Here is a 24,273-nt window from a genome sequence, read left to right as displayed (position 1 = left end):
GTGCTGGCCTTGGACATCGCTTGTGATCATGCTCCTGGAACGATGGGAATGGCGGCCTGTTCCGCAAGGAAATGCCGCGTCATGCCGCGTTTCCTCCGGATTGGTCGAAGATAAGGGAATGCGTCACCTCGTCCCGGGGCACAGGGCCTTGATAGCCATCTGCCCAGCGAGGATCCGCCCGGCGTATCTGTGTTGCCGAACGCGGATCGGGATCGAAACGCAGTTCTATCAGCGCAGGTGCGCTCCATTCGCGCCGGTTTCTGAATCCAGCAGCGGACAACCGGTGGTTCCGCAGCCAGGCCATTGCGGGGCTCGCAATTGCATCATCTTCATAGCTTGGCCGCGCAATCACGGCAATGGGCATTTCCTGCGCGATACGCCGCCAGTCTTTCCACCTGTGAAACTGGGCAAGATTATCGGACCCCATAAGCCACACGAAACGGCGTTTGGGATAGCGGCGTTTCAGGACGCGCAGAGTATCTATTGTAAAGCGAGTGCGCAATTGCTGTTCAATCGCAGTGACGCGGATGGGCGCATTGCGGCTCATCCGCTTGGCCGATTTTACCCTTGCGGTGAGCGGCGCCATGCCCTCCTTCGGCTTCAGCGGATTGCCGGGCGAAACCATCCACCACGCCTCATCAAGTCCCAGCGCAGCGATAGTGAACAGCGTTATGCGGCGATGGCCGGCATGGGCGGGATTGAAACTCCCGCCCAATAGACCAGTGATCCGATTCAAGACCGAGCCTGGCCCTGCCCCAGCACCTGCCACTTATATGTCGTCAGCCCTTCTAACGCCACAGGGCCGCGGGCGTGAAGCCGTCCGGTGGCGATACCGATTTCAGCACCCAGCCCGAACTCGCCACCATCGGCAAATTGACTGGAGGTATTATGCATGACGATGGCGCTGTCGACTTCCGCCAGAAAGCGCTGCGCCGCATCTTCATCATTGCTGACGATCACATCGGTATGGCCTGAGGAATGCTGCGCAATATGCGCCATGCCGGCATCCAGGCCATCCACCACGGCAACCGACAGCACGGCATCGAGATATTCGGTATCCCAATCTTCTGCAGTGGCGGCCTTAATGCGCGAATCGATATTTCGCGCGCGGGCATCGCCGCGCAATTCACAGCCACTATCAAGCAGCGCGCCGAGCACTTCGCCACTGGCGGGGAAGGCGGCATCGACCAGCAGGGTTTCCATCGCACCGCAAATGCCGGTGCGGCGCATCTTGGCGTTAACAGCCACTTCGCGCGCCATTTCAGGATCGGCAGCGGCGTGAATATAGGTGTGGCAGATACCGTCGAGATGGGCGAGGACGGGCACACGGGCATCCGCCTGCACACGCGCGACCAGCCCCTTGCCACCGCGTGGAACAATCATGTCGATCAACCCGGCGGCTTTCAGCATTGCGCCAACCGCGGCGCGATCCTGTGTTGGCATCAGCTGGATGGCATCGACAGGCAGACCGGCACTCGCAACGCCTTTGGCAAAGGCTACGTGCAATGCGCGGTTGGAATGCACCGCCTCGCTGCCCCCGCGCAAAAGCGCGGCATTGCCGGACCGCAGGCACAGGGCAGCAGCATCTGCGGTAACATTGGGCCGGCTTTCATAAATGATGCCGATCAGGCCAATGGGAATGCGGCGGCGTACCAGCGTCATCCCGGCGGGCGCCTTGGACCGGGCTATTTCTTCGCCAACCGGATCGGGCAGTGAAGCCACATTTTCAATTGCAGAGGCGATTGCTTCCAGACGCGAGCCGTCAAGCTTGAGCCGATCCAGCATTGCGCCCGAAAGTCCATTGGCCTCTGCCGCCGCAATATCCTTGTCATTGGCGGCGATAATCTCGCCCTGCGCATCGCGAATCGCGGCAGCGGCACTGCGCAAGGCAGCGGCCTTTTCCGCATCGCTGGCGCGGGCAAGCTTGCGCTGCGCGGCCCGGCCTTTTTCGGCCAGCCTCTCAACAAGCTTTTCGGGGGTTTCGGGGCTATCTATCTTTGTGGTCATGTCGTTCATGTGGCGCGCCTTACCAGCCGCAACAAGGCCTGTCAGGGTTCATTTACAGGTCGATCGAAAACAGGCTGAAGCGGATTCGTTCCATAAAAAGTAGAATTATTTCACACGGCGGAACGATTCAACGCGGGGGGAGATCGTTTCGCCCCAAACCAACGGGTGCTGGACTCGACCTTAAGCATTTCGAAGGTATGCCGGGGCCATTGAAAAAAACAATGGGCGGGTTCGTTTTGCATAAGCTACTAGATGGCAGCGGTTACAACCGCCTGCGGAGCTGGTTTCCCGAGCGTGAGTTTTTCATGCGCTCGCAAGGCCAGATTCGCTTTATTACGATTACCACACGCATGCAGATGATTGCTGTCGGCCTTGCCGCAGCTATATGTCTCGCCTGGGCCATATCCCTGGCTGGCGCGGCATTCAGCCAATATCAGTCTTCCAACGAGCGCAATATGCTGCTGGAACGCGAAGCGCAGGTCGCACAATCCGAAGAACGCTTTGTCGCCTATCGAGACGATATCGCCAGTACCGCCGCCGACCTTCAGCGCCGCCAGGATTTTCTGGAGGAAATGATCTCGGTCCTGCCTGCGGACATCGTCTCCGATGCCGATAGCACGGTGAGCGATTCGAGCACGGAATCCGAAGAATTGATCAGCATGATCCGCAATGTCTTCCCCGAAGCATTGGGCCTTGCCGAAGTCGAGGCGCGCCAGCTCGCCATGGTAGAGATGTTGACATCCTATGCCGATCGCCGGTCGGCCCGCGCTGAAGAAGCGATGCGCACGCTGGGCCTTGATCCGCGCTCCATCGCCGCAACGAATGGCGCCGCAATGGGTGGTCCGTTCGAATCCCTTTTCACTGAAGCCGACGGGACAATCGATCCCCGCTTTGAACGCCTCGGCGTTTCGCTTGCCCGCATGAGCGCGCTTGAGCGTGGCCTTGAAACCATCCCGCAAGTGATGCCGGCTGACATTAATTCCATCTCTTCCGGCTTTGGCTATCGCAGCGATCCGTTCAACGGCTCGGCAGCGATGCACAGCGGTCTTGATTTTCGCGCCCCACATGGTTCGCCGATCCATGCCGCCGCCGCTGGCCGCGTGAGCTTTGTTGGTGTCAATTCGGGCTATGGCAAAGTGGTCGAGATTACCCACGGTTCGGGCATGGTTACGCGCTATGCCCACATGTCGCGTTTCAACACCCGCGTCGGTGGCAAGGTTTCCGCTGGCGACGTGATCGGCGCCATCGGCAGCACAGGCCGATCGACCGGGCCGCATTTGCATTTTGAAGTGCGCATCAATGGACGTGCTGTAAACCCCCGTCCTTTCCTGGAGACAGCCCCCCATGTTCTCGAAGAAGCCAGAGCAGATTTCGCACCCGACCATTCCAGCAACCAAGATGGAGAAGCGACCGATGGCTAATTCAGGAGGCACCTTCTCCGTTATCGGACCCGATGTAACCATACGCGGCAATGTAGAGGCGACAGTAGACCTTCATGTCGACGGCAAGGTGGTTGGCGACATTTCCTGCGCATCGCTGATGCAGGGCGAAGGCAGCCGTATCGAAGGTGAGATCAAGGCCGAGAGCGCACGTCTTTCCGGCCAGGTTTCGGGCCGCATCGAAGCGCGTGACCTTGTCGTGCTCAAGAGCGCCGCTGTCGATGGCGATGTCAGCTACGAAACGCTGACAATTGAACAGGGTGCCAAGGTTGAAGGGCGCTTTGCCCCACTTGGTTCAAAGAGATCGCAGGGACAGTCGCCCAAGACAGCCGGCCCGAAAGACAAAGATAGCACTATTTCGCTCGCTGGCTGACGCCAACCAAGAGCATTAACAAACAGTGGAGAGGAGGGGCGGTCCTATGCAGGCCCCCCTTTCTTTGCCCGCTTAGAGCGAATCCGGACCGGGTTCGGGTTCGGGGTTGGCCTCGGCTTCGCGCTTGGCTTCAAGCCATGCTTCGGCCTCGGCTTCCTGCGCTGCGCGGGCGGCAGCTGATATTGCCTCTTCGCGTTCGCGGCGCAATTCCTCGATCAACCGTTCCTTGTCATTGCGCGGATCGGCAGGAGCAGCAATTTCCACCTCGCTTGCCGCTTCTTCACTGGGGCCAGCACGCTTGGCCGCCTTGGCGACGGCTGCATCGAGTTCCCGCTGAGAGCACAACCCCAGCGTTACCGGATCTTTCGCCTGGATATTGGCAATGTTCCAATGGCTGCGCTCTCGGATTGCATTGATCGTATTGCGTGTCGTGCCGATCAAGCGGCCAATTTGCGCATCCGAAATTTCCGAATGATTGCGCAGAATCCACGCGATGCCATCGGGCTTGTCCTGCCGCTTGCTGACCGGCGTGTAACGCGGGCCCTTGGTCCGGCTGACATCCACCGGAGCCTTCTGCATAACCAGTGAATAGTCTGGATCGGCCTGCCCGCGTTCAATCTCTTCATGCGTCAACTCGCCCGAATGCACCGGATCGCGACCGGTATATTTGGAACTGGCCAGATCATCCGCTATGGCCTGAACTTCGAGGATATGCAGGCCACAGAAATCTGCGATCTGGGTGAAGCTCAGCGCGGTGTTGTCCACCAGCCAGCTGGCGGTCGCATGCGGCATTAGGGGCTTGGGCTGATTAGCCACGATATGTCTCCGAAATAAAAGGGCCGCCCCTTGCGGGACGGCCATCGTCGGTGATCTTCTACAGGGTTTGATACCGATGGGCAAGCGTTCGGGCGCAGTCCACCTCTGGCCGCATTCGACCGGACTTACCGTAAAGCTTCGGCGGCCATCATTTGGAACAGGCGATCAGGCTCGCGAAGTGTTTCCAGGCCTGCAAGGAACTGGTCCGCGCTCGCATCCCAACTGAAACTGCGCCCATGGGCAAGACAGCTATCGCGATCCAGCAAGAGCGCCCTTTCGATGGCGCTTTCGATCTGGTCGGCCATCGCTCCGCTGTCGTCCGCCAATACATCCAGCGGCCCGGGCACGGGATAGGCAGCAACGGGCGTGCCACACGCCAGTGCCTCTATCATCACCAATCCGAAGGTATCGGTTTTGCTGGGAAATACCAGCACATCTGCCCCGGAATAGTATGCGGCAAGATCATTGCCTGAACGCGGGCCCAGAAAATGCGCCTGCAGAAACCTCGCCTGCAATTTCGCTAACGCCGGGCCATCGCCAACCACCACTTTGGACCCCGGATGGCGATTGGCCAGAAACGCCTCGATATTCTTCTCCACGGCGACGCGCCCGACATAAAGCTGGATCGGGCGCGGCAAGGTGAAATAGATGTCCGGAGGCATGTGATCAGGATGAAAAATGTCTATGTCGACCCCGCGGCTCCAGTGGTGGAGATGATCCAGCCCCTGATTGCGCAACTGATCGCGGATTGTCCGTGTCGCCACCATGATCCGCTCTGCCGGACGGTGGAAATGCCGGATCATTGGCCAGAACGCGCTGGCAGGCAAATGCGTGCGCCGCGCAAGATATTCGGGAAATTGCGTGTGATAGGCGGTCGTAAAGGCCCGGCCTTCGCGCAGGCAATGGCGCCGCGCTGCCCAGCCCAGCGGCCCCTCGGTCGCGATGTGGATCGAATCGGGCGCGAATTGCGAAATTTTTCGGCCTACTTGCCCCGCGCCTGCAAGAGCTAGCCGAATCTCAGGATAGGAGGGGGCCGCGATGTTGCGAAACTGATCGGGCGCGATCACCTGCACGACATGGCCGCGCTGCAGCAGCGCCCCCATCACCGTTGTCAACGTGCGCACCACGCCGTTGACCTGCGGATGCCATGCATCGGTAATAAGAGCGATTCTCATGCCGCCTCCACCATGACAGGCGGAGCCTTGGGCTGGTCCGCTTCATGGGCCGCCTCGCGCCGGGCGACCTCATCGGGCCAGTGGAGTATTTCCATCCGCCCGTCTGCATGTTCGACCAGAGCGTTGCACCCTTCAACCCAATCGCCATCGTTCCAATATTCGATGTGCCGGTTATCATGTTCGAACATGCGGTGTTCGGCCGTGTGGATGTGGCCACAGACCACGCCATCCACGCCGCGTTCGCCAGCGGCGCGAGCAACCACCTCTTCATATTTCCCGATGAATTCGACCGCGTTCTTGACCTTATGCTTGGCCATCTTGCTGAGCGACCAATAAGGCAGATCCAGCGCACGGCGCGTCAGATTGACCCAGCGGTTGAGGCCCATCACGAGGTGATATGCCGCATCGCCCACGAAGGCGAGCCAGCGGTGTGACAGCATGACGGCATCGAATTCATCGCCATGCAGCACCATCAGTCGCCGTCCATCGGCGGTATCGTGAAAAGCGGCGCGACGGATTTCTATGCCGCCAAAGTTCAGCCCGGTGAACTGGCGAAACATCTCATCATGATTACCGGGAATATAGACAATGCGCGTGCCGCGCCGTGCGCGCTTGAGCAGCCGCCAGACAATGTCATTGTGCTCGCTCGGCCAGTAGAACTTCTTCTTCAGTCGCCATCCATCGATAATGTCGCCAACCAGATACATGGTTTCGCTATCGACGCTGTCGAGGAAATCTATCAGCAGGTTTGCATTGCATCCCTTGGTGCCCAGATGGACATCCGAAATCCACACGGTGCGATATTTACGCCTGCCCTGTGGTGATCGTTCCGGGACAGAGGGCGCGCGCGCCGCAATATCGGCCAGTGCAGCCAGCGCAGCGCCCTTGTCCGCAGACATGTCCCTTTCATTGGCTGATAAACCGCTATTACCAATTTCGCCTGCGAGATAGCCGCCAAACATATCGCCATGCCCCCTGAAGCTGCGTTCCTAGCTTCGGGTAGATGCACGTGAATTATGACATGCGAATCGCAGTTTCGCGGCAATTGAGCGACAATGTGAACATTGTGAGGCAGCGCTTTGTGCCAGCAGCTACTCGCTCAGGGCATGGCGAGAACGATTTTCCCGACATGTTCACCTGCTTCCATCCGGGCATGGGCGGCGGCCGCCTCGGCCAGCGGGAAGACGCGGTCCATCTGCGGCAGCAACTGCCCGCGTTCGGCCAGCGGCCAGACCTCGCGAAACAATTCATCCGCCACCAGGCCCTTGAACACATTGGAACGCGGGCGCAGGGTCGATCCGGTGATGGTGTGCCGCTTCATCATCAGCTTGTGCATGGCAATCTCCGACCGCGTGCCACCCTGCACCGCAATCACGACAAGCCGTCCGTCTTCTGCAAGGCAATCGAGATTGCGCTGCGTATAGTCGCCTGCAACCATATCAAGGATCACATCACAACCGGCCCCTTGCGTAATCTCACGCACGCGGGCGGAAAAATCCTGTGTCTTGTAATTGATCGCGTGATCTGCGCCCAGATCTCGGGCGGCGGCGCATTTTTCATCCGTCCCGCAGGTGACAATCACGGTCAGACCGAACAGATTGGCCAGCGCAATCGCGGTTGTGCCGATACCCGACGTGCCGCCATGAACCAGCAGCACTTCGCCATCGCGGGCATAGCCGCGCTGGAAAACATTGTGCCACACGGTAAACAGCGTTTCGGGCATCGCCGCAGCTTTTTCCATCTCCATGTCATCGGGGACGGGCAGGCAATGTTCCGGGCGCACGATGCAATATTGCGCATAGCCCCCACCATTGACCAATGCACAGATACGCTTGCCCAATTCACCTTCGTCCACACCTTCGCCCAGCTGCACCACCTCGCCCGCGACTTCCAGCCCTGGCAAGTCAGAAGCACCCGGAGGCGGCGGATAGACACCCTTTCTTTGCAGGCAATCGGGGCGATTTACGCCTGCATGGCTCACCCGGACGAGTATTTCGCCCGCTTCGGGGCGCGGGACGGGACGGGTGGCAAGTTGCAGCATTTCAGGACCACCCGGCGCGCTGATTTCCACCGCCGACATTTCGTCCGGTAATCGGATCTCTGGCATTTCGCTGGCCATTGGTGTCCCCATCTTCCTGCTGTGTGATGGCCAGGCCACAGGCCTGCCAATTCCCCGTCAATTTCCCCGCTCCTAGGGATCAGCACCATTGACAGCAAGCCGGTGCAAGGGAATGTTGTATTGCGATGGAAGACGATAACCTTCCCAGGATGCGGTCAGATGCCGCAAACCAGCTTCGGGCAGAGCCGCTCGACAGCTATTCGCAGGACGAGCTGATCGGGCGTATTGCCCTGCTCGAAGCGGAAATTGCCCGCGTAAAGGCGCATCATGGCAAGGCGGAGGATCACCGCAGGTTCGCCGATGCCCTGTTCCAGCCGAAAGATACGAAGTGACAGGCCCGTCTGTCTGGCTCTTTCAAACCCTTCAAAACTGCGCTGGCGCGCACCATATCGATGATAAATCCAACCAGCGCATGCCAATGCGCCCATCAACCCGTCGCGTTAGGTCGATGTTAACCATCGCCGTCGCACCTTTTACGCAGCCCGACAAATGTCGCAACGCGAGGCCCAAGGGGCCAGAACAAGGACCACGATGCCAAGTTTCGCGCAAAGCCTAGAAAAGACCCTTCACGTCGCCATCCAGCATGCGTTTGATCGCAGCCATGAATATGCCACGCTGGAGCATCTCCTGCTGGCGCTGGTCGATGATAGCGACGCAGCCGAGGTGATGAATGCTTGCGGAGTCGACACTGATGAGCTGACCGGCGTTGTGCGCCAGTATCTCGATCAGGAATATCAATCCTTAAAGACGGAAGATGAAGCCGATCCGCAGCCCACCGCCGGGTTCCAGCGCGTGATCCAGCGCGCCATTCTGCATGTCCAGTCTTCGGGCAAGGACACGGTGACAGGTGCCAATGTGCTGGTGGCGCTGTTTTCGGAACGCGATTCCTATGCGGTGTATTTCCTGCAGCAACAGGATATGAGCCGGCTCGACGCGGTCAGCTTCATCAGTCACGGTATCGGCAAGGGCGGTCGCCAGCTTGAAGGCCGCTCTACCGAAGGAGCTGGGGAAGAAGCGCAGGCGCGCGGTGAGGAAAAGCCCGAAAAGAAGAAGGATTCCGCACTCGATCAGTTCTGCGTCAATCTCAATCAAAAGGCGCTGGATGGTCGTATCGATCCACTGATCGGACGTGGACCTGAAGTTGACCGCACCGTTCAGATCCTGTGTCGCCGTTCAAAGAACAATCCACTTTACGTAGGCGATCCCGGTGTGGGCAAGACCGCGATTGCCGAAGGGCTGGCACGCAAGATCGTTGAAGGCGATGTCCCAGAAGTGCTGGAGCCTGCGGTCATCTATTCGCTGGACATGGGCGCATTGCTGGCGGGCACCCGCTATCGGGGCGATTTCGAGGAACGGCTGAAGCAGGTCGTGAATGAACTCGAGAAAATGCCGGAAGCCATTCTTTTCATTGACGAAATCCATACCGTCATCGGCGCCGGTGCAACCAGTGGCGGGGCGATGGACGCATCAAACCTTCTCAAGCCCGCTCTTTCTGGCGGAACGATCCGCTGCATCGGTTCAACCACCTACAAGGAATTTCGCAATCACTTCGAAAAGGATCGCGCCTTGCTGCGCCGGTTCCAGAAGATCGATGTGAATGAACCTACGGTCGAGGATACGGTCAAGATCCTGAAGGGCCTGCGCAGCGCCTTTGAAGAACACCACAAGGTCAAATACACGCCCGATGCGATCAAGACCGCGGTCGAGATGAGCGCGCGTTACATCAACGATCGCAAACTGCCGGACAAGGCGATCGACGTGATCGACGAGGTGGGCGCGATGCAGATGCTCGTCCCGCCAAGTCGCCGTCGCAAGACGATCACCGCAAAAGAGATCGAGAAGGTCGTTGCGACAATGGCGCGCATCCCGCCGAAATCGGTGTCCAAGGACGACAAGAAGGCGCTTGGCTCGCTCGAGAAAGACCTCAAGCGCGTCGTGTTCGGGCAGGACGTTGCAATCGAGAAGCTTTCAACTGCGATGAAGCTGTCCCGCGCTGGCCTGCGCGATCCTGACAAGCCCATCGGCAGCTTCCTGTTCAGCGGTCCGACCGGCGTCGGCAAGACCGAAGTCGCGCGCCAGCTTGCCAGCATCATGGGCATCGAGCTCAAGCGTTTTGACATGTCCGAATATATGGAACGCCACAGCATTTCACGCCTGATTGGCGCGCCTCCGGGCTATGTCGGTTACGATCAGGGCGGCTTGCTGACCGATGCCATCGACCAGCACCCGCATTGTGTGTTGCTGCTCGACGAAATCGAAAAGGCCCATCCCGATCTGTTCAATATCCTGCTCCAGGTGATGGATAACGGCAAGCTGACCGATCATCATGGCAAGACGGTGGATTTCCGCAATGTAGTCCTCATCATGACGACCAATGCGGGCGCATCGGATGCTGCCAAGCAGGGTATCGGTTTTGGTGCAGGCCAGAAGACAGAAGCGAGCGAGGAAGCGGTGAAGAAGATGTTCACCCCCGAATTCCGCAACCGCCTCGATGCTATCGTGCCGTTCGCCTATCTTGGCACGGATACGGTCAGCCGCGTGGTCGACAAGTTCATCCTCCAGCTCGAATTGCAGCTGGGCGAACAGAATGTGCATATCCAATTTGACGGTGATGCGCGTGATTGGCTTGGTGAACGGGGGTATGACAAGTTGATGGGTGCTCGTCCGATGGCACGCCTGATCCAGGAAAAGGTCAAACAACCGCTGGCAGAAGAATTGCTGTTCGGCAAACTAGCTTCTGGCGGTGAGGTGCATGTCAGCGTGAAGGAGGACAGGCTTGCCTTCGAACTCACGCCATCCCCGCCCAAGGCCAAACCCAAGCGCAAGACTGCATCGAAGAAGGCAAAGTCTGCTGAGCCAAAGTCTGAAACATCTGCTGATGAAAAAGACGGCAAGGACAGCGATACAGGCAGCGAAGGCTGACAGGAAAGATCCTTCAGGCGCAATTGATGGCGCAGGTCAGACTGACGTTATGACGCTGCGCTTCCCTGCGCTGTCACGATTGATAGTTCTGCTCCTGATATGTGTGGGTGTACCATCTAAAGCCGTGCTGGCCCAATCGCCGCCTCCACTGGCACAACGCACTGCGCAAACTGATCTGCCCCTAGATGGCCCGCGCGCAGACATGCTGCTGCCTGAAGTGCGGCTGGCCATCGCCGTTGATCCAGAAAATCGATCAATATCGGGTGAGGCGCGCTATCTCGTTGAAGCGCGCGAAACTCTGGAGAGTCTCGCTTTTGATCTCGATCCACGCTTTCGAATAAGTTCAATCAGGATCGGTCAGCGCACTCTGGAAAATTCCGAATGGGCAAATCCCGATGGCCTTCTCGGCATTGCGCTTGATACACCATTGGCAGAAGGCGCTTCCACGCATGTTTTCATCGCGTGGGAAGGTGCGCCACACATTGCGCTAAACCCTCCGTGGGAGGGCGGCTTCGTCTGGGAGCGCACGCCATCGGGCGAGCCATGGATCGCTACCGCTGTCCAAGGCGAAGGATGCGACCTTTTCTGGCCCTGTATCGATCATTCCTCCAGCCGGATTGGCGTGATCGATACTCTTGTCACGGTGCCAGACGGGCTGATTGCGGCAGGCAATGGCGCCTTGATCGAAACACGCGATCATGGCGATGGTACGATCACCTTCCACTGGCGTGCACGCGATCCCAGCAATTACGGCGTATCGCTCCAGATTGGGCCGTATCAAATGGCGTCGCGCGATTACCACAGCCGCTTTGGCAATATCATCCCGATCCGTTTCTGGCATCTGCCTGAAAGCAAGGACGGCGCGCACCGATTGGTTGCGGAAATGGCCACCTATCTCGATTTTTTCGAGGCCCGCATCGGACCCTATCCATTTGCCGATGAAAAGGCGGGCGTCGCCGAAACGCCGCATCTGGGCATGGAGCACCAGACCATCAACGCCTATGGCAATCGCTTCCGTCGTGACCCTCTGGGTTATGACTGGCTGCTCCAGCATGAATTTGCACATGAATGGTTCGCCAACCAGCTCACCAATGCCACCATAAGCCACATGTGGCTGCACGAAGGTATCGGCCAGTGGATGCAGCCGCTCTATCTTGAATGGGCGCGCGGCAGGATGCTGCATGATGCTGAAATGTGGCGCATCCGCCAGAGGTTGCACAATCGGGTGCCATTGGTCTCCCGCGATGGCACTTTGCCCGATTACAATGATCAGGATTCGGGGTGGGGCACGGATATCTACTACAAGGGTGCATGGGTCATGCACTCCCTTCGTTTTCTGGTCGGCGATGATGTGCTGTTTCCCGCGCTAACGCGACTGACCTATGGCACAAACAATCCTCAACCGGGCGAAATTGCCCCGGTCTTGCGCACCACTGATGATTTCCGCGCCATATTGGAAGACATGACTGGCGATGATCTTGCATGGTTCTTTGATGCCTATTTCTACAGGGCGGCATTGCCGCGCCTCATCGCCAAGCGCGAAGGGCGGTGGCTGGATCTGAGGTGGGAAACACCTTCTGACCACGATTTTGCCATGCCTTTAGAATTGCAAACGGATGGCGAGTTGCGCCGGATTGCCATGCCCGATGGCTCGGCGCGCGTTGATCTTGGCGATGCAGACACGCATTTCCTTATCGACCCGCACAACCGTATCCTCAGGTATGACGAGGCCATCGACGAGACGGATTAGGGCGCACTGCGGCTGGACCACCTCCGCCACGCCGGAACCTCGCATGGGTGCGGGGGATTAGCTCAGCGATGGCTGCACCGTTTTCCTGGATCCGATCTGAACCGCATGGCGTGCATGTTGTGCCTGCCGATGCGTGGATCGACCCATCCAAAGCTGTCGCCAGGGCGCTCGTCACCCATGGCCATGCCGATCATGCGCGCGGCGGACATGGGGAAACGATTGCGACCCCTGCGACGCTTGCAATCATGGAGTTGCGATACAACACATCCGAAGGCGCTTTGGGCGTGGAATATGGCGAAACCGTCAGCCTGGGCGGCGGGGTTGATGCGACCTATATTCCCGCTGGCCATGTGCTCGGCAGCGCGCAAATCCTGCTCGAACATGCGAGTGAACGCGTTGTCATTACAGGCGATTACAAACGCCGACCCGACCCGACCTGCCTGCCATTTGAAGTCACGCCCTGCGATATCTTCATAACAGAGGCGACTTTCGGCCTGCCAGTATTCACCCATCCTCCGATTGCGGATGAAATGGCCAAGCTGCTTGACCGGCTGGCCGCCTATCCCGATCGCTGTGTCCTAGTGGGCGCCTATGCATTGGGCAAGGCGCAGCGCGTGATCGCGGAATTGCGCGCGGCGGGACATCATGATCCCATCTATCTCCACGGAGCGATGGAGAAGATGTGCCGCCTTTATGGCGAATTCGGCGTCGATCTAGGCGAATTGCGGCTCGTGGCGGATCATTCAAAAGATGACATGCGCGGACATATCATCGTGTCGCCGCCCTCGGCACTGAACGATCGCTGGAGCCGCCGGCTGCCCGAACCGATTACCGCCATGGCCAGTGGCTGGATGCGCGTGCGACAGCGCGCCCGACAGCGCAATGTCGAACTGCCGCTAGTGATTTCCGACCATGCCGACTGGGACGAACTCACCCGCACGATCGTGGAGGTCGATCCGCAGGAAACCTGGATCACCCACGGACGCGAGGAAGCTCTGCTGCGCTGGCACCAGCTCCACCAGCGCCGCGCCCGTGCGCTGGCCATGGTCGGACGTGAGGACGAGGACGAATAGGTGGAGGATTTCGCGGCCCTTATCGATGCGCTGGTCTATACGCGCAGCCGCAATGAGAAATTGCGCCTGATCGCACAATATCTTTGCGCCAAGCCCGATCCCGAACGTGGCTGGGCGCTTGCGGCGCTGACTGACGGGCTGGATTTCCCCGCGGTAAAAAGCTCCACCATTCGCAATTTGCTGAAGGATCGCGTCGATCCGGTATTGTGGAGCCTCAGCCGCGATTTCGTGGGCGATACGGCGGAAACTGCGAGCTTTTTGTGGCCCGATTCTGTTGGCGATATAGCCCCATCGCCAAGCGTGGCCGAGGCGGTGGACGCACTGTCTGGCATGACCCGAGCAACGGTGACTGTGCAATTGCCCGCCCTGCTCGACAGGCTTGATGCGCAGGGCCGTTACGCCTTGCTGAAACTGGCAACGGGCGGAATGCGGATCGGCATTTCATCACGCCTCGGCAAGACTGCCTTCGCGCAGGCATTTGATGTTGATATCGACGAAGTGGAGGAGTATTGGCACGCGCTTTCGCCACCTTATGAAGACCTTTTCGCATGGGGCGCAGACGGGGCTGATCCGCCCGATACGGCAAATATCCCCCTGTTCCGCCCCTTCATGCTCGCACATCCGCTTGATAATACAATAGTCGACCTCGCCGATTATGCGGCCGAGTGGAAATGGGACGGCATCCGCGTGCAATTGGTCCGTGTGGGAGAGGAAACGCGGCTTTATTCAAGATCGGGAGACGATATTTCCGCTACCTTTCCCGAAGTGGTTGACGCGCTCGACAGGCCAGCTGTGCTCGATGGGGAATTGCTGGTGCGCGGCGCGGCGCAGGGCGGCGCTGACAAGGGCGCGGGCCAAGGCGGGGCGGCAAGCTTCAACGCCCTGCAGCAGCGATTAGGACGCAAGACGGTCAGCAAGGCCATGCTCACCCAAAGTCCTGCTTTCGTGCGGCTCTATGATGTTCTTGGCGTGGATGGAGAGGATTTGCGCAGCCTGGACTGGACAAGGCGGCGCAAACGACTGGAACAATTGGTCCCACGCCTGCCGCAAAGCCAATTCGATCTCAGCGAGTTGGTCGACGCGTGCGATTTCGAGCATCTGGCATCCATCCGCGAAGGTACACGCGATGCTGCCATTGAAGGACTGATGCTTAAACGGCGGGACAGCCTGTATGTGCCGGGCCGAAAGACCGGATTATGGTACAAATGGAAGCGCGATCCGCTGCTGGTGGATTGTGTCCTCATGTATGCCCAGCGCGGCAGCGGCAAACGTTCCAGCTTCTTTTCGGACTATACATTCGGCTGCTGGAACGGCGACCCCGACGAAGGGGCAGATCTCCTGCCCGTGGGCAAGGCATATTCCGGTTTTACCGATGCAGAGCTCAAGGCGCTGGACAAGCATGTGCGGCAACACACTTTGAACCGCTTTGGTCCGGTGCGCGAAACGGATAAATCGCTCGTGTTCGAAGTTGCATTTGACAGCGTGCATGAAAGCAAGCGCCACAAGAGCGGCCTCGCCATGCGCTTTCCCCGTATCCACCGGATCCGTTGGGAAAAGCCCGCGCATGAGGCAGACCGTATCACGGCGCTAAGGGCGCTGATCAGGGACTAGCGCCTCCGGCCACAGGCGAAATTGCTTTCGACTAGTTGCGCCGCGCGACTATTCTCCCCGTAGTTGCCCCAGATGACTCTGCGCCAAATCGCAATATCGATCAGTCTGAAACTTGATTTTCGCGATCTGCGCTTCGTTTTGTGTGCGATAGTATTTGGCCGGCCTGCCGATCCATATCTCCCCCTTGCCAATCATCTTATTGGGGCTGAGCAGCGCGCCTGCTCCCAACATCCCGCCTTCGGCAATACGCGATCCATCCATTGCCACCGAGCCCATGCCGACAAAGGCGCGGTCGGCCAGCTGACAGCCATGCACCACCGCCATGTGCCCGATCACGCATTCATCACCGATGATCGTGGGTTCACCTTCGGTTTCAGGTCGCGGGCCTTCAACATGGAACACACTGCCATCCTGCACATTGGAGCGCGCACCCACCACAATCCGGTGAATATCACCGCGCAGCACGCAATTATACCAGACGCTGGCCTCCGGCCCGATAGTAACATCGCCGATAATACGCGCACCTGGGGCGACAAAGGCGCTGTCGTCGATTTGCGGAATTTTGCCTTCGAACGGCATGATCAGGGCACCAGGAAAGCGCGGATCGGTCATCACAGGAAGTTCTCCCAAACAAGATAAGGCAGGATAGAAGCGTAGTCGTCGGTCCAGACGCGGCCTTCGGGCGGTGCCAGTTCCTCCCAGCCGCCAGCCTCTTTCAATTTCGCAAGATGGGCGTCGTCCCTTGCCAGCGCAACCCAGCTCGACGGGTATTGACTGGTCGCATCGTCATGGTCGTCCTTGCGGATAATCGTGCGCAGGACGTGGCTGGCTGCCAGCCGGGCAATAACAGGCTCGAGACGAATGTAATTATTCGAAATATGCATCACCAATACGCCATCATCATCAAGCGCGCGGCGATATATGCCGATCGCTTCGTAGGTGAGCAGGTGCAGTGGAATGGCATCGGAACTGAAGGCATCGATCACGAGAATATCGAAGCGGTTTTCCGCCATGCCTTCCAGCTTAAGCCGGGCATCCCCGATGATCACCGGACTATCGGGTGCGCAACGAGAGAGATAGGTAAATTCGCCGCGATCGGAGAAATGCAGTACGACCGGGTCGATTTCAAAGAAGGTCCAGTCCTGCCCTTCCTCGCGGTAACAGGCCAGCGTGCCTACTCCCAGTCCCACCACGCCGATGCGGGCACCCGGTCCGAACATTGCATCAGCCTGGCGCAGCGCCAGGCCTACGCCCGATGTGCGCCCGTAATAGGTGGTCGGCTCTGTCGCCAGATCGTTCCCGGCGCGCTGGATGCCATGCACTGTCGTGCCATGCATCAATTGCAGATCACCATTATCCCTCTCACGCAGAGAATAAATACCAAAATAGCTGCGTTCGCGCTGGCCATCTACCATCGTATAAAGATGTGCAGCACCGCCAAGCGACAATAGCAGCACCGCCGTGCCCGCGACAAAGGACCAGCGGCGCGCTGCAAACAGCAGCGAAAGGGCAAGTATGCCCAGCAATGCAGCCCATTGCAGAGCTGACAGATTGGCATTGGCAACACTGGATACGAAAAGCGCCAGCGCGGCATTCAATGCAATCATGAGCGCAGCAACCAGCACGATCCGCAAAACGCGCGGGTTGACGATGCGATTGCCGATGAGCCTTACCCATGGGCCGAGAGGCAATAAAGCGGCAGCGCCCAGAATCAGCAGTGGATGTTCCCAGGTCCAGTCAAATGCGACCGGCGCGATAAGTGCGGTAAACAGCCCGCCCAGCGCTCCGCCAATTGACATGACAAGATAGAAACGCGTCAGTTCAGATGGGTCTGGGCGGCTTTCATAAAGGCGCGCATGGAGCGCGACGGCCACAACGAACAACATGATCACGCTTGCCACGGCAGCCAGCAGATCGGCACGACCTGCGGCGAACATGGCGAGGCTGCCATCCACCAGCAATACGACGGGCGCAAGGAACACAAATAGCGTTGCCAGCGTGCGATTGCCGGCAAATGCGATAGAAAAACTGAGCAGATAAAGACCCAGCGGAATGACCCACAAAAGCGGCATGGCCATGATATCGGTGGTGAGAAACGTCGTGGTAGACAGCATCAGACCCGAAGGCACAGCTGACAGACCCAGCCACAGGCCGATAGTTTTCCAGCCAGTGCGATGGCGTGATCCCTTGCCCGCAACATTGGCCGGGGCCACACGGGGTATTGGCCCCCCCACCGCGCCTCGCCGGGCCAGCACTACGGCAATCACCAAAATGATAAGCAACACGTAACCAATCGCCCAATATCGGCTTTGCTGCCCGAGGGGAAGCAGCGGTTCCGCCAGCAGCGGATAGGTAAGCAAGCCGGCAAAACTGCCAAGATTGGATGCGGCATATAGGGGATAAGGATTGCCCGCATCGGGATGGGCCGCAAACCAGCGCTGGATCAGCGGTGCCTGAGCCGAAATGGCGAAGAAAGCGGGCCCAACGGTAAGCATGAAGAGCCACGGCACCCACAATGCCTCCCAGCCTGGCGCAGGTGGAGCAATCTGTGCCAGCGCCAATGGCAGCGTAAGGCCGCCCATCAAGAGGACCACGATGTGGATGAAACCCTGCTTCGCCAGTGAAAACCGGCCCATCGCATGGGCATAGGCATATCCGCCCAGCAGCAATGCCTGATAAACCAGCATCGCACTGTTCCAGACATTTGGCGCACCGCCCAGATGAGGCAGGGCCATGCGCGCAACCATCGGCTGCACCAGAAACAGCAGGAAGCTCCCTGCAAGAATGGTGAGGGTAAACAGCCAACGGCGTGCGTCAGTCACGGCCTTGCCCTTGCCACTTCTCGCGCGTGATCGCGTAAACAATGATTATACCACTTCCCGGATCGAAATCAGTATTGGCGTAATCAAGGTCGCTACGCCGATCCATGCCCAGCCTTTTCATCAATCCCCAGCTTGCCTCATTGCCCTGAACTGTCAGCGCAACAATTTCGTCCGCTTTGAAGCGGTCAAAGCCGATGTCGAGCGATGCGATTGCGGCTTCTTTCGCGTAACCGTGACCCCAGGCATCTTCGCGCAGACGCCAGCCGATCTCCATCATGCCTTCGACGCGCTCGCCCTCAGCATTTGATCGCTTAAGCCCACAAAACCCCAGTACTTCACCTGAGAGGTGCCCGCCATCAGGCTTGCGCTCAAGCAGCCAGAATGTGTGGCCGTGCCTCTGCCGATACCCTTGGATCCGCTGGCGCGCGGCGGTGCGAATGTCCTCGTCAGTCTCATCACCCAACCAGCGCATCACCGCATTGGTATTGGTCAATTCCCAGAAAAGGGGCCAATCTTCCTCGCGCCAGTCGCGCAGGATCAATCGAGAGGTCTCAAACCGAAAAGGTCTATTGCCTTCAGCCATTGAGCAGGCGTGCTGCCACCGGTGCGTGATAGGTCAGAATACCGCTGCATCCGGCGCGCTTGAAGGCGATCAGCTTCTCCATCAGCAAGGCGTCGCGGTCTCCGGCGCCTGCCGTCGCGCCTGCTTCCAAAAGCGCATATTCGCCGCTGACCTGGTATGCATAAACCGGCACTTCGAAACGCTGCCTCACGCGCCAGATGATATCGAGATAGGCGAGCCCAGGCTTAACCATCACGCTGTCCGCCCCCTCTGCAATGTCGAGCGCGACTTCTGCCAGCGCTTCATCTCCATTGGCCGGGTCCATCTGATAGGTCTTCTTATCGCCCACCAGCCTTCCGCCCGAACCCACAGCATCGCGAAACGGGCCATAAAAGGCGGAGGCATATTTGGCAGCATAGGCCATGATCTGCATGTTGGGATGGCCGTTCATTTCCATCGCCATGCGAATGGCGTGCACGCGCCCATCCATCATATCCGAAGGGGCGATGATATCGGCACCCGCTTCCGCCTGGTTGATCGCCTGATCGACGAGAACAGCGACAGTATCATCATTGACGACATATCCTGCGGCATTGACCAACCCATCCTGCCCGTGACTGGTATAGGGATCGAGCGCGACATCGGTCAGCACACCGATATCATCACCGCACGCATCCTTCACCGCACGGACAGCGCGACATATGAGATTGTCGGGATTGAGCGCTTCTGCCCCGTCCTCACTGCGCAGATTGAGCTGTGTCTGTGGAAAAAGCGCGATGCACGGAATGCCAAGTTGAACCGCCTCTTTCGCGCGAGCCGCGATATTATCGACAGACCAGCGTGATACGCCGGGCAGGCTTGCAACTGGATCCTCCACGCCCTTGCCATCCGTCACGAATAACGGCCAGATGAGATCCGCAGGCGTCAGGACGTTTTCGCGGACCATTGCACGGCTCCAGGCACTTGCCCGGCTGCGTCGCAAACGTGTGTTGGGATAGCTTCTGCTCATGGCGGGATGCCTTGCCGCAAAAGCGGGAATCGGGCAAGAATACGCTGCCGCAGCGCGCTTTGATCAGTCGACGCGGCGACGGTTTTCGATCCTGTCAATTTCGCGCACGGGATCTTCTGCGATGGATGGGTCAGGGGCCAGATCGGATAGCGCCTCACCCGGCTTTACCATTTGCAGGCGCACCAGCTGTTCACGGAAGTTGGCAAGCTGGGAGCCCGATAGCTGTGCGCGGGTCACAAACCGGACGCTGGCCGGATCGATCTTCTGGCCATTGCGATACATTTCATAATGCAGGTGCGGCCCGGTTGAAAGACCGGTGGAACCGACATAGCCGATTACCTGCCCGCGCCGGACATTTTCGCCATTGCGCACCGATATGCGGCTCATATGGGCATAGCCCGTCGCCAATCCGCCACCGTGCCGAATGCGCACGAAATTGCCATAACCCCCGTTACGTCCGGCGAAATTGACGGTGCCTTCGGTGGCAGCATAGATTGGCGTGCCGTGGCGAGCGCGAAAATCAAGGCCCGAGTGAATCCGCCGATACCCCAGGATCGGATGGCGGCGCATGCCGTATCGCGAAGTGACTCGGCCGGGTACGGGTGCAACCAGACCTTCACGCATCGTGCCTTCTCCAGAAGCATCGTAAAATTCGCCCTTGCGGCCAAACCGCATAAGTTGAACGCGCGGACGGTTATCTCGGATGACGGCGGCATACAGAAGGTCGCCCACTTCGATTTCGCCGGTGGCGGCCCGGCGGTAATCGATGATCATGTCAAATTCGTCAGTCGCGCCAATTTCACCGTCAAGGTCCACTTCGCGGCCGATCATGCGCAAGAATTGCTGCACCCCGCTCGGCGGGGCGCCTAATGCGCGGGCGGAACGGTAGAGGCCCTCACCCACGGCGCCGCGCACGCGCAGCGGCGTTGCGTCGACCATGATTGGCCGCGGGTCGAGGACGAGCCTGCCATCGCGCCGCTCGACAGCCAATTGCAGGTCAAAGCGGGCACGGAATGACAATGCATCGACAGGGCGCGGTTCATCCGCAGATGAGCGCCGTCCCAGCGTGATATCGACCTGCGTGCCGGGCGCAATATCGGACATGGGCAATGTTGCCTCAATCATGCGGGCGATCTGCGTCGCTTCAGCAGTTCCCACGCCCGCGCGGCGCAGCATGCGATCGAACCCGTCGCCCGATGTCAGCGTTGCCACAAGATCGAGCCGCGGGCGTTCGGGTGCGCTTTCCAGTTCCGCCACGGCGAAGGTAGCGCCCATGTGTCTGCCACTATCTGCACCAAGCGCCAGCGGCATGATCATCTGGCTGCGAAATTCATCCCGCACACGGTCTTCGATCCGCATTGCGGGGGCTGCTTCTACCGGCGAAAAGCCCGGCCAACCGGCAGCGGCGACAGCAGACAGGCCAATCAGCGTGGCAACACCGCGAAGCCAGCGTCTTGATCCGATATCCCGGGCAAGGTCTGGGGCAAGATCGGCAGAAGTAAATGCAGAAGATGCGCGCGAACGCCATTCACCATACCGACTGGTGAAAGAACTGGTGCGAGAGATGCGGCGGCGCGACACATGCTTCGCCCGCTTCTCACCCGACTGATCTTTACCGGTCTGATCTGCGCCCGGCCGTTCCAGCGGTCTGCCATGTTCATCAATCGCATGAGCGAGCGAAAGTTCGGCGGGAGAACAATCTTCCCCCGTCTGGTTTTCACCTTCGCTTTTGCGATCCTTGGACAAGCGCGCCCTCCTTGTGGTCGCGCGAATCGCATCCCTCAAATGGGATGCCGTGCAACCCGGCCCTGGCCAGCGTAATTGCCTGTATTCCTGCACTCTTAAAGTAAATTTGCGCTTAACGTCGACCAGCCGAGTCCTGCGCGCGATGACTTGTTGGGCTTGTCGGGTGGTTGCGCGACAGGCATCGAAGGGCCATGATCTTTGCATCGTGACCACCCGTTTCAACGATAGCCGGATTCGGGCCGTCCTCGGCCCGACGAATACCGGCAAGACCCATCTCGCGATTGAGCGTATGTGCGGCCATTCGAGCGGCGCGATTGGCTTCCCACTTCGGCTGCTGGCGCGCGAGGTGTATGACAAGGTGCGCGCCATCAAGGGTGATGATGCTTGCGCCCTCATCACCGGAGAGGAGCGGATAGAGCCGCCCGGCGCGCGTTACTATCTGTGCACTGCAGAGGCTATGCCGCGCGGAAGAGGGCCGGATGCAAAAGCATTCCTGGCGCTTGACGAAGCGCAGCTCGCGGCAGACCGGGAGCGCGGACATATCTTTACGGACCGGCTGCTCAACACTCGCGGACGTGAAGAAACCATGCTGTTGGGATCAGCCACGCTGGAGCCAATGGTGCGCAAGCTGATCCCCGGTATTGAGGTGGAGGAGCGACCGCGTTTCTCTACCTTGTCACATGTCGGATCAACCAAACTTTCCCGGCTGCCGCCTCGCTCCGCCATCGTCGCCTTTTCAATCGAACAGGTTTATCAGGTGGCGGAACTTCTCCGCCGCTTCCGTGGCGGAGCGGCCGTGGTTATGGGCTCTTTATCACCACAAACGCGCAATCGGCAGGTTGAATTGTTCCAATCTGGTGAAGTGGACTATATCGTTGCGACCGATGCCATAGGCATGGGCCTCAACCTCGATCTTCATCATGTTGCCTTTGCGGCACTGTCCAAGTTTGACGGGGTGCGCCAGCGCCGGTTGACCCCTGCGGAAATGGCGCAGATCGCAGGCCGCGCCGGCCGCCATCAGACCGATGGCACTTTCGGCACGCTATCCGGCGGCGGTGGCAGACGCGGCTCGGGCGCACCGCTTGAATTCACCGAGGAGGAAGTCTTTGCGATTGAGCAACACCGCTTCGCTCCTGTTACCAAGCTGTTTTGGCGTGAACCAGACCCGCGTTCCGACACGCTCAATGTGTTGATTGGCGATCTTGAAGCGCGCCCGCAGCAAGATGGGCTTGCAGCAGCGCCCGAGGCCATAGATCTTGCCGTGCTGCGACGCCTTGCCGAACAGGATGGCATCACGCAATCGCTCACCTCGGCCCGTCAGGTGCGCCGGTTTTGGGAAGCGTGCCAGCTTCCCGATTTCCGCCAGCTTGGCGCGGAGGCCCATGCCCGCTTCGTCGCCCGGTTGTGGAGCGATTTACAGGTTGGGCATATCGGGGCTGATTACGTGGCTGCGCGCATTTCCGAATTGGGCAAGACCGCAGGCGACATCGACACATTGCAGGGTCGGCTTATGGCGATTCGCAGTTGGGCCTATATCTGCCAGCGGCCCGATTGGGTGCTGGCACGCGATGAAATGGCGGAGCGGGCACGCGCTGCAGAGGCAAAATTGTCCGATGCACTGCACCAAAGGCTCACCGAACGTTTCGTCAATCGCAGAACCGCTGTATTGATGCGCGGAATGGGAAAGGATGCTGGGCTTTTGCGCGTACAACTTGAAGATGATGGACAGGTCACGGTCGAAGGGCAGGCGATCGGTCACCTGGAAGGCTTTCGATTCGTGGTCGATGCTGATGCCAGCCAGGAAGATCGCAAGCTGATGCTGGCTGCGGCGGAACGCCATATGTCCGCCCTGCTGGCGCAAAAGGCGCAAAAGCTGATTGCGGATGAATTGGGCGAATTGCGCATCGCAAATGGCGCGGTCCGCCGCGGCGATCAGATCGTGGCTACGTTGGAAAAGGGCAAATCTGCAGCAACTCCGCGGCTTGTAGTGGCAAAAGAGCTTGGCCAGATGGAACCGGTGCATAAATCGCGGCTGCAGGAAGCGTTGCAGCTCTGGCTTGATCAGCAGCTTGCCCCGCTCGCCCCGCTCCGCAAACTGGGAGAGGCGGCGGAAGACCCGGAGGCCGGAACAGAGGTGCGGGCCCTGCTGCTTACGCTGGCAGACCGCAATGGCTCCGTGCGACGCGAGGATGCCGGTCTGGCGCATGTCCCCAAGGAAAAGCGGCCCTTCCTGCGCCGCCTCGGCGTCACCATCGGTTCGCTCGATGTGTTCATGCCCGCATTGCTCAAACCTGGCCCGCGCCGGCTTCTGCGCGACCTTGGCATAGACGGGCGCGAGGTGCGCGAGCAGATGGAAGCCGTGATCGACGGGGCGAAGAATTTGCCCGCCGGTTATCGGCGAGCCGGCCAGCAGGCGATCCGCGTGGACATGGCCGAAAAGCTGTTTCGCGCCGCACATGAGCTGCGCGCACGGTCGACGGATGATGCAGGTGCGCGGGGCTTCCCGGTCAATGTCGCGCTGGCCACCAGCATGGGGCTGAGCGCCGAGAATTTTCGCAGCCTGATGAAGGATGCCGGATTCAGACAGGGCCAGCCTGTCGAGATGGCAGAAAAAATGCTCGGCCCACCGCGCCCCATACCTTGGACATGGCGGGCCCCGCGCAAGGACAGGCTGGCAACCTCGCGTCCTCCGCGCAACAACAAGCAGGGCAAGGGCAGGAACGCCGGCAGTGGCAAAGCATCCGGCAAACCTCAGGAAGAATCCGACAGGGGCAGCTCTCGCCAGCCGACGAACCAGCCCGCAACCGGAAAGGCGCTGGCCGGTTTGGCGGACTTGCTGAAAGGCTGAA

General features: G+C 59.3%; 19 protein-coding genes. 8 read left to right on the top strand and 11 right to left on the bottom strand.

Going from position 1 to position 24,273, the window contains the following annotated elements:
* Positions 1 to 79 precede the first annotated feature (79 nt).
* Entirely contained in the window at positions 80 to 736 is a 657-nt protein-coding gene (locus CP97_RS02310) for a nicotinate-nucleotide adenylyltransferase (protein WP_053106501.1), read from the bottom strand.
* On the bottom strand, positions 733 to 2,016 hold the full coding sequence (locus CP97_RS02305) for a glutamate-5-semialdehyde dehydrogenase (protein ID WP_048884622.1): 1,284 nt from the start codon (positions 2,014 to 2,016) through the stop codon (positions 733 to 735). Before CP97_RS02305 ends, CP97_RS02310 begins: the two co-directional genes overlap by 4 nt.
* A gap of 212 nt (positions 2,017 to 2,228) precedes the next feature.
* On the opposite strand from CP97_RS02305, the gene CP97_RS02300 reads away from it, so the two are divergent.
* Both CP97_RS02300 and CP97_RS02295 read left to right on the top strand, forming a co-directional pair.
* Positions 2,229 to 3,428 (top strand): M23 family metallopeptidase, encoded by a 1,200-nt coding sequence (locus CP97_RS02300; protein WP_053106499.1) that lies wholly within the window; start codon positions 2,229 to 2,231, stop codon positions 3,426 to 3,428.
* Positions 3,421 to 3,819 (top strand): bactofilin family protein, encoded by a 399-nt coding sequence (locus CP97_RS02295; protein ID WP_053106673.1) that lies wholly within the window; start codon positions 3,421 to 3,423, stop codon positions 3,817 to 3,819. The genes CP97_RS02300 and CP97_RS02295 overlap by 8 nt, the downstream gene beginning before the upstream one ends.
* Before the next feature lie 72 nt (positions 3,820 to 3,891).
* Here CP97_RS02295 and CP97_RS02290 read toward each other — a convergent pair whose 3' ends face one another.
* From CP97_RS02290 to CP97_RS02275, 4 genes are all read right to left on the bottom strand, one after another.
* A complete protein-coding gene (locus tag CP97_RS02290) occupies positions 3,892 to 4,680 on the bottom strand; it encodes a DUF1013 domain-containing protein (protein ID WP_048884620.1) in 789 nt (262 codons plus the stop codon).
* Positions 4,681 to 4,760: 80 nt separating this feature from the next.
* Entirely contained in the window at positions 4,761 to 5,810 is a 1,050-nt protein-coding gene (locus CP97_RS02285; protein WP_048884619.1) for a glycosyltransferase family 4 protein, read from the bottom strand.
* Positions 5,807 to 6,709, bottom strand: a complete 903-nt coding sequence (locus CP97_RS02280) for a UDP-2,3-diacylglucosamine diphosphatase (RefSeq protein WP_048886636.1) — start codon at positions 6,707 to 6,709, stop codon at positions 5,807 to 5,809. Before CP97_RS02280 ends, CP97_RS02285 begins: the two co-directional genes overlap by 4 nt.
* A gap of 200 nt (positions 6,710 to 6,909) precedes the next feature.
* Positions 6,910 to 7,929: an NAD(P)H-quinone oxidoreductase gene (locus CP97_RS02275; RefSeq protein ID WP_048886635.1), complete on the bottom strand. Its 1,020-nt coding sequence runs from the start codon at positions 7,927 to 7,929 to the stop codon at positions 6,910 to 6,912.
* Between the two features lie 125 nt (positions 7,930 to 8,054).
* Here CP97_RS02275 and CP97_RS02270 point away from each other — a divergent pair, with 125 nt between their 5' ends.
* The 5 genes from CP97_RS02270 (at position 8,055) to CP97_RS02250 (ending at position 15,285) form a co-directional block, all read left to right on the top strand.
* Entirely contained in the window at positions 8,055 to 8,261 is a 207-nt protein-coding gene (locus CP97_RS02270) for a DUF1192 domain-containing protein (RefSeq protein WP_048884618.1), read from the top strand.
* 199 nt (positions 8,262 to 8,460) lie between these two features.
* Positions 8,461 to 10,851 (top strand): ATP-dependent Clp protease ATP-binding subunit ClpA, encoded by a 2,391-nt coding sequence (gene clpA, locus CP97_RS02265; RefSeq protein WP_048886634.1) that lies wholly within the window; start codon positions 8,461 to 8,463, stop codon positions 10,849 to 10,851.
* Entirely contained in the window at positions 10,808 to 12,601 is a 1,794-nt protein-coding gene (locus CP97_RS02260; RefSeq protein ID WP_082863688.1) for a M1 family metallopeptidase, read from the top strand. The genes clpA and CP97_RS02260 overlap by 44 nt, the downstream gene beginning before the upstream one ends.
* A 68-nt stretch (positions 12,602 to 12,669) precedes the next feature.
* A complete protein-coding gene (locus tag CP97_RS02255; protein ID WP_048884616.1) occupies positions 12,670 to 13,674 on the top strand; it encodes a ligase-associated DNA damage response exonuclease in 1,005 nt (334 codons plus the stop codon).
* The gene (locus CP97_RS02250) at positions 13,675 to 15,285 is read left to right on the top strand and encodes a cisplatin damage response ATP-dependent DNA ligase (protein ID WP_048884615.1); all 1,611 of its coding nucleotides are present in this window, start codon (positions 13,675 to 13,677) and stop codon (positions 15,283 to 15,285) included. It abuts the gene before it with no gap.
* A gap of 48 nt (positions 15,286 to 15,333) precedes the next feature.
* On the opposite strand, the gene CP97_RS02245 is transcribed toward CP97_RS02250, so the two are convergent.
* From CP97_RS02245 to CP97_RS02225, 5 genes are all read right to left on the bottom strand, one after another.
* Entirely contained in the window at positions 15,334 to 15,897 is a 564-nt protein-coding gene (locus tag CP97_RS02245; protein WP_048884614.1) for a gamma carbonic anhydrase family protein, read from the bottom strand.
* A complete protein-coding gene (locus CP97_RS02240) occupies positions 15,897 to 18,107 on the bottom strand; it encodes a spermidine synthase (RefSeq protein WP_048884613.1) in 2,211 nt (736 codons plus the stop codon). The genes CP97_RS02245 and CP97_RS02240 overlap by 1 nt, the downstream gene beginning before the upstream one ends.
* Positions 18,100 to 18,690: a GNAT family N-acetyltransferase gene (locus CP97_RS02235; RefSeq protein ID WP_048884612.1), complete on the bottom strand. Its 591-nt coding sequence runs from the start codon at positions 18,688 to 18,690 to the stop codon at positions 18,100 to 18,102. Before CP97_RS02235 ends, CP97_RS02240 begins: the two co-directional genes overlap by 8 nt.
* The gene (gene hemB, locus CP97_RS02230; RefSeq protein ID WP_082863687.1) at positions 18,683 to 19,678 is read right to left on the bottom strand and encodes a porphobilinogen synthase; all 996 of its coding nucleotides are present in this window, start codon (positions 19,676 to 19,678) and stop codon (positions 18,683 to 18,685) included. The genes CP97_RS02235 and hemB overlap by 8 nt, the downstream gene beginning before the upstream one ends.
* A 63-nt stretch (positions 19,679 to 19,741) precedes the next feature.
* Positions 19,742 to 21,424, bottom strand: coding sequence for a M23 family metallopeptidase (locus tag CP97_RS02225; protein WP_053106497.1), 1,683 nt, complete (start codon positions 21,422 to 21,424; stop codon positions 19,742 to 19,744).
* A 202-nt stretch (positions 21,425 to 21,626) separates the two neighbouring features.
* On the opposite strand from CP97_RS02225, the gene CP97_RS02220 reads away from it, so the two are divergent.
* Positions 21,627 to 24,272 carry a helicase-related protein gene (locus CP97_RS02220; protein WP_053106672.1) on the top strand — a complete coding sequence of 882 codons (2,646 nt, stop codon included), beginning with the start codon at positions 21,627 to 21,629 and terminating at the stop codon, positions 24,270 to 24,272.
* The last annotated feature ends 1 nt before the right edge of the window (position 24,273 follow it).

The sequence above is a fragment of the Aurantiacibacter atlanticus genome, from assembly GCF_001077815.2.
Taxonomy (GTDB): Bacteria; Pseudomonadota; Alphaproteobacteria; order Sphingomonadales; family Sphingomonadaceae; genus Alteraurantiacibacter; species Alteraurantiacibacter atlanticus.
This window is presented reverse-complemented; position numbering and strand designations above follow the sequence as displayed.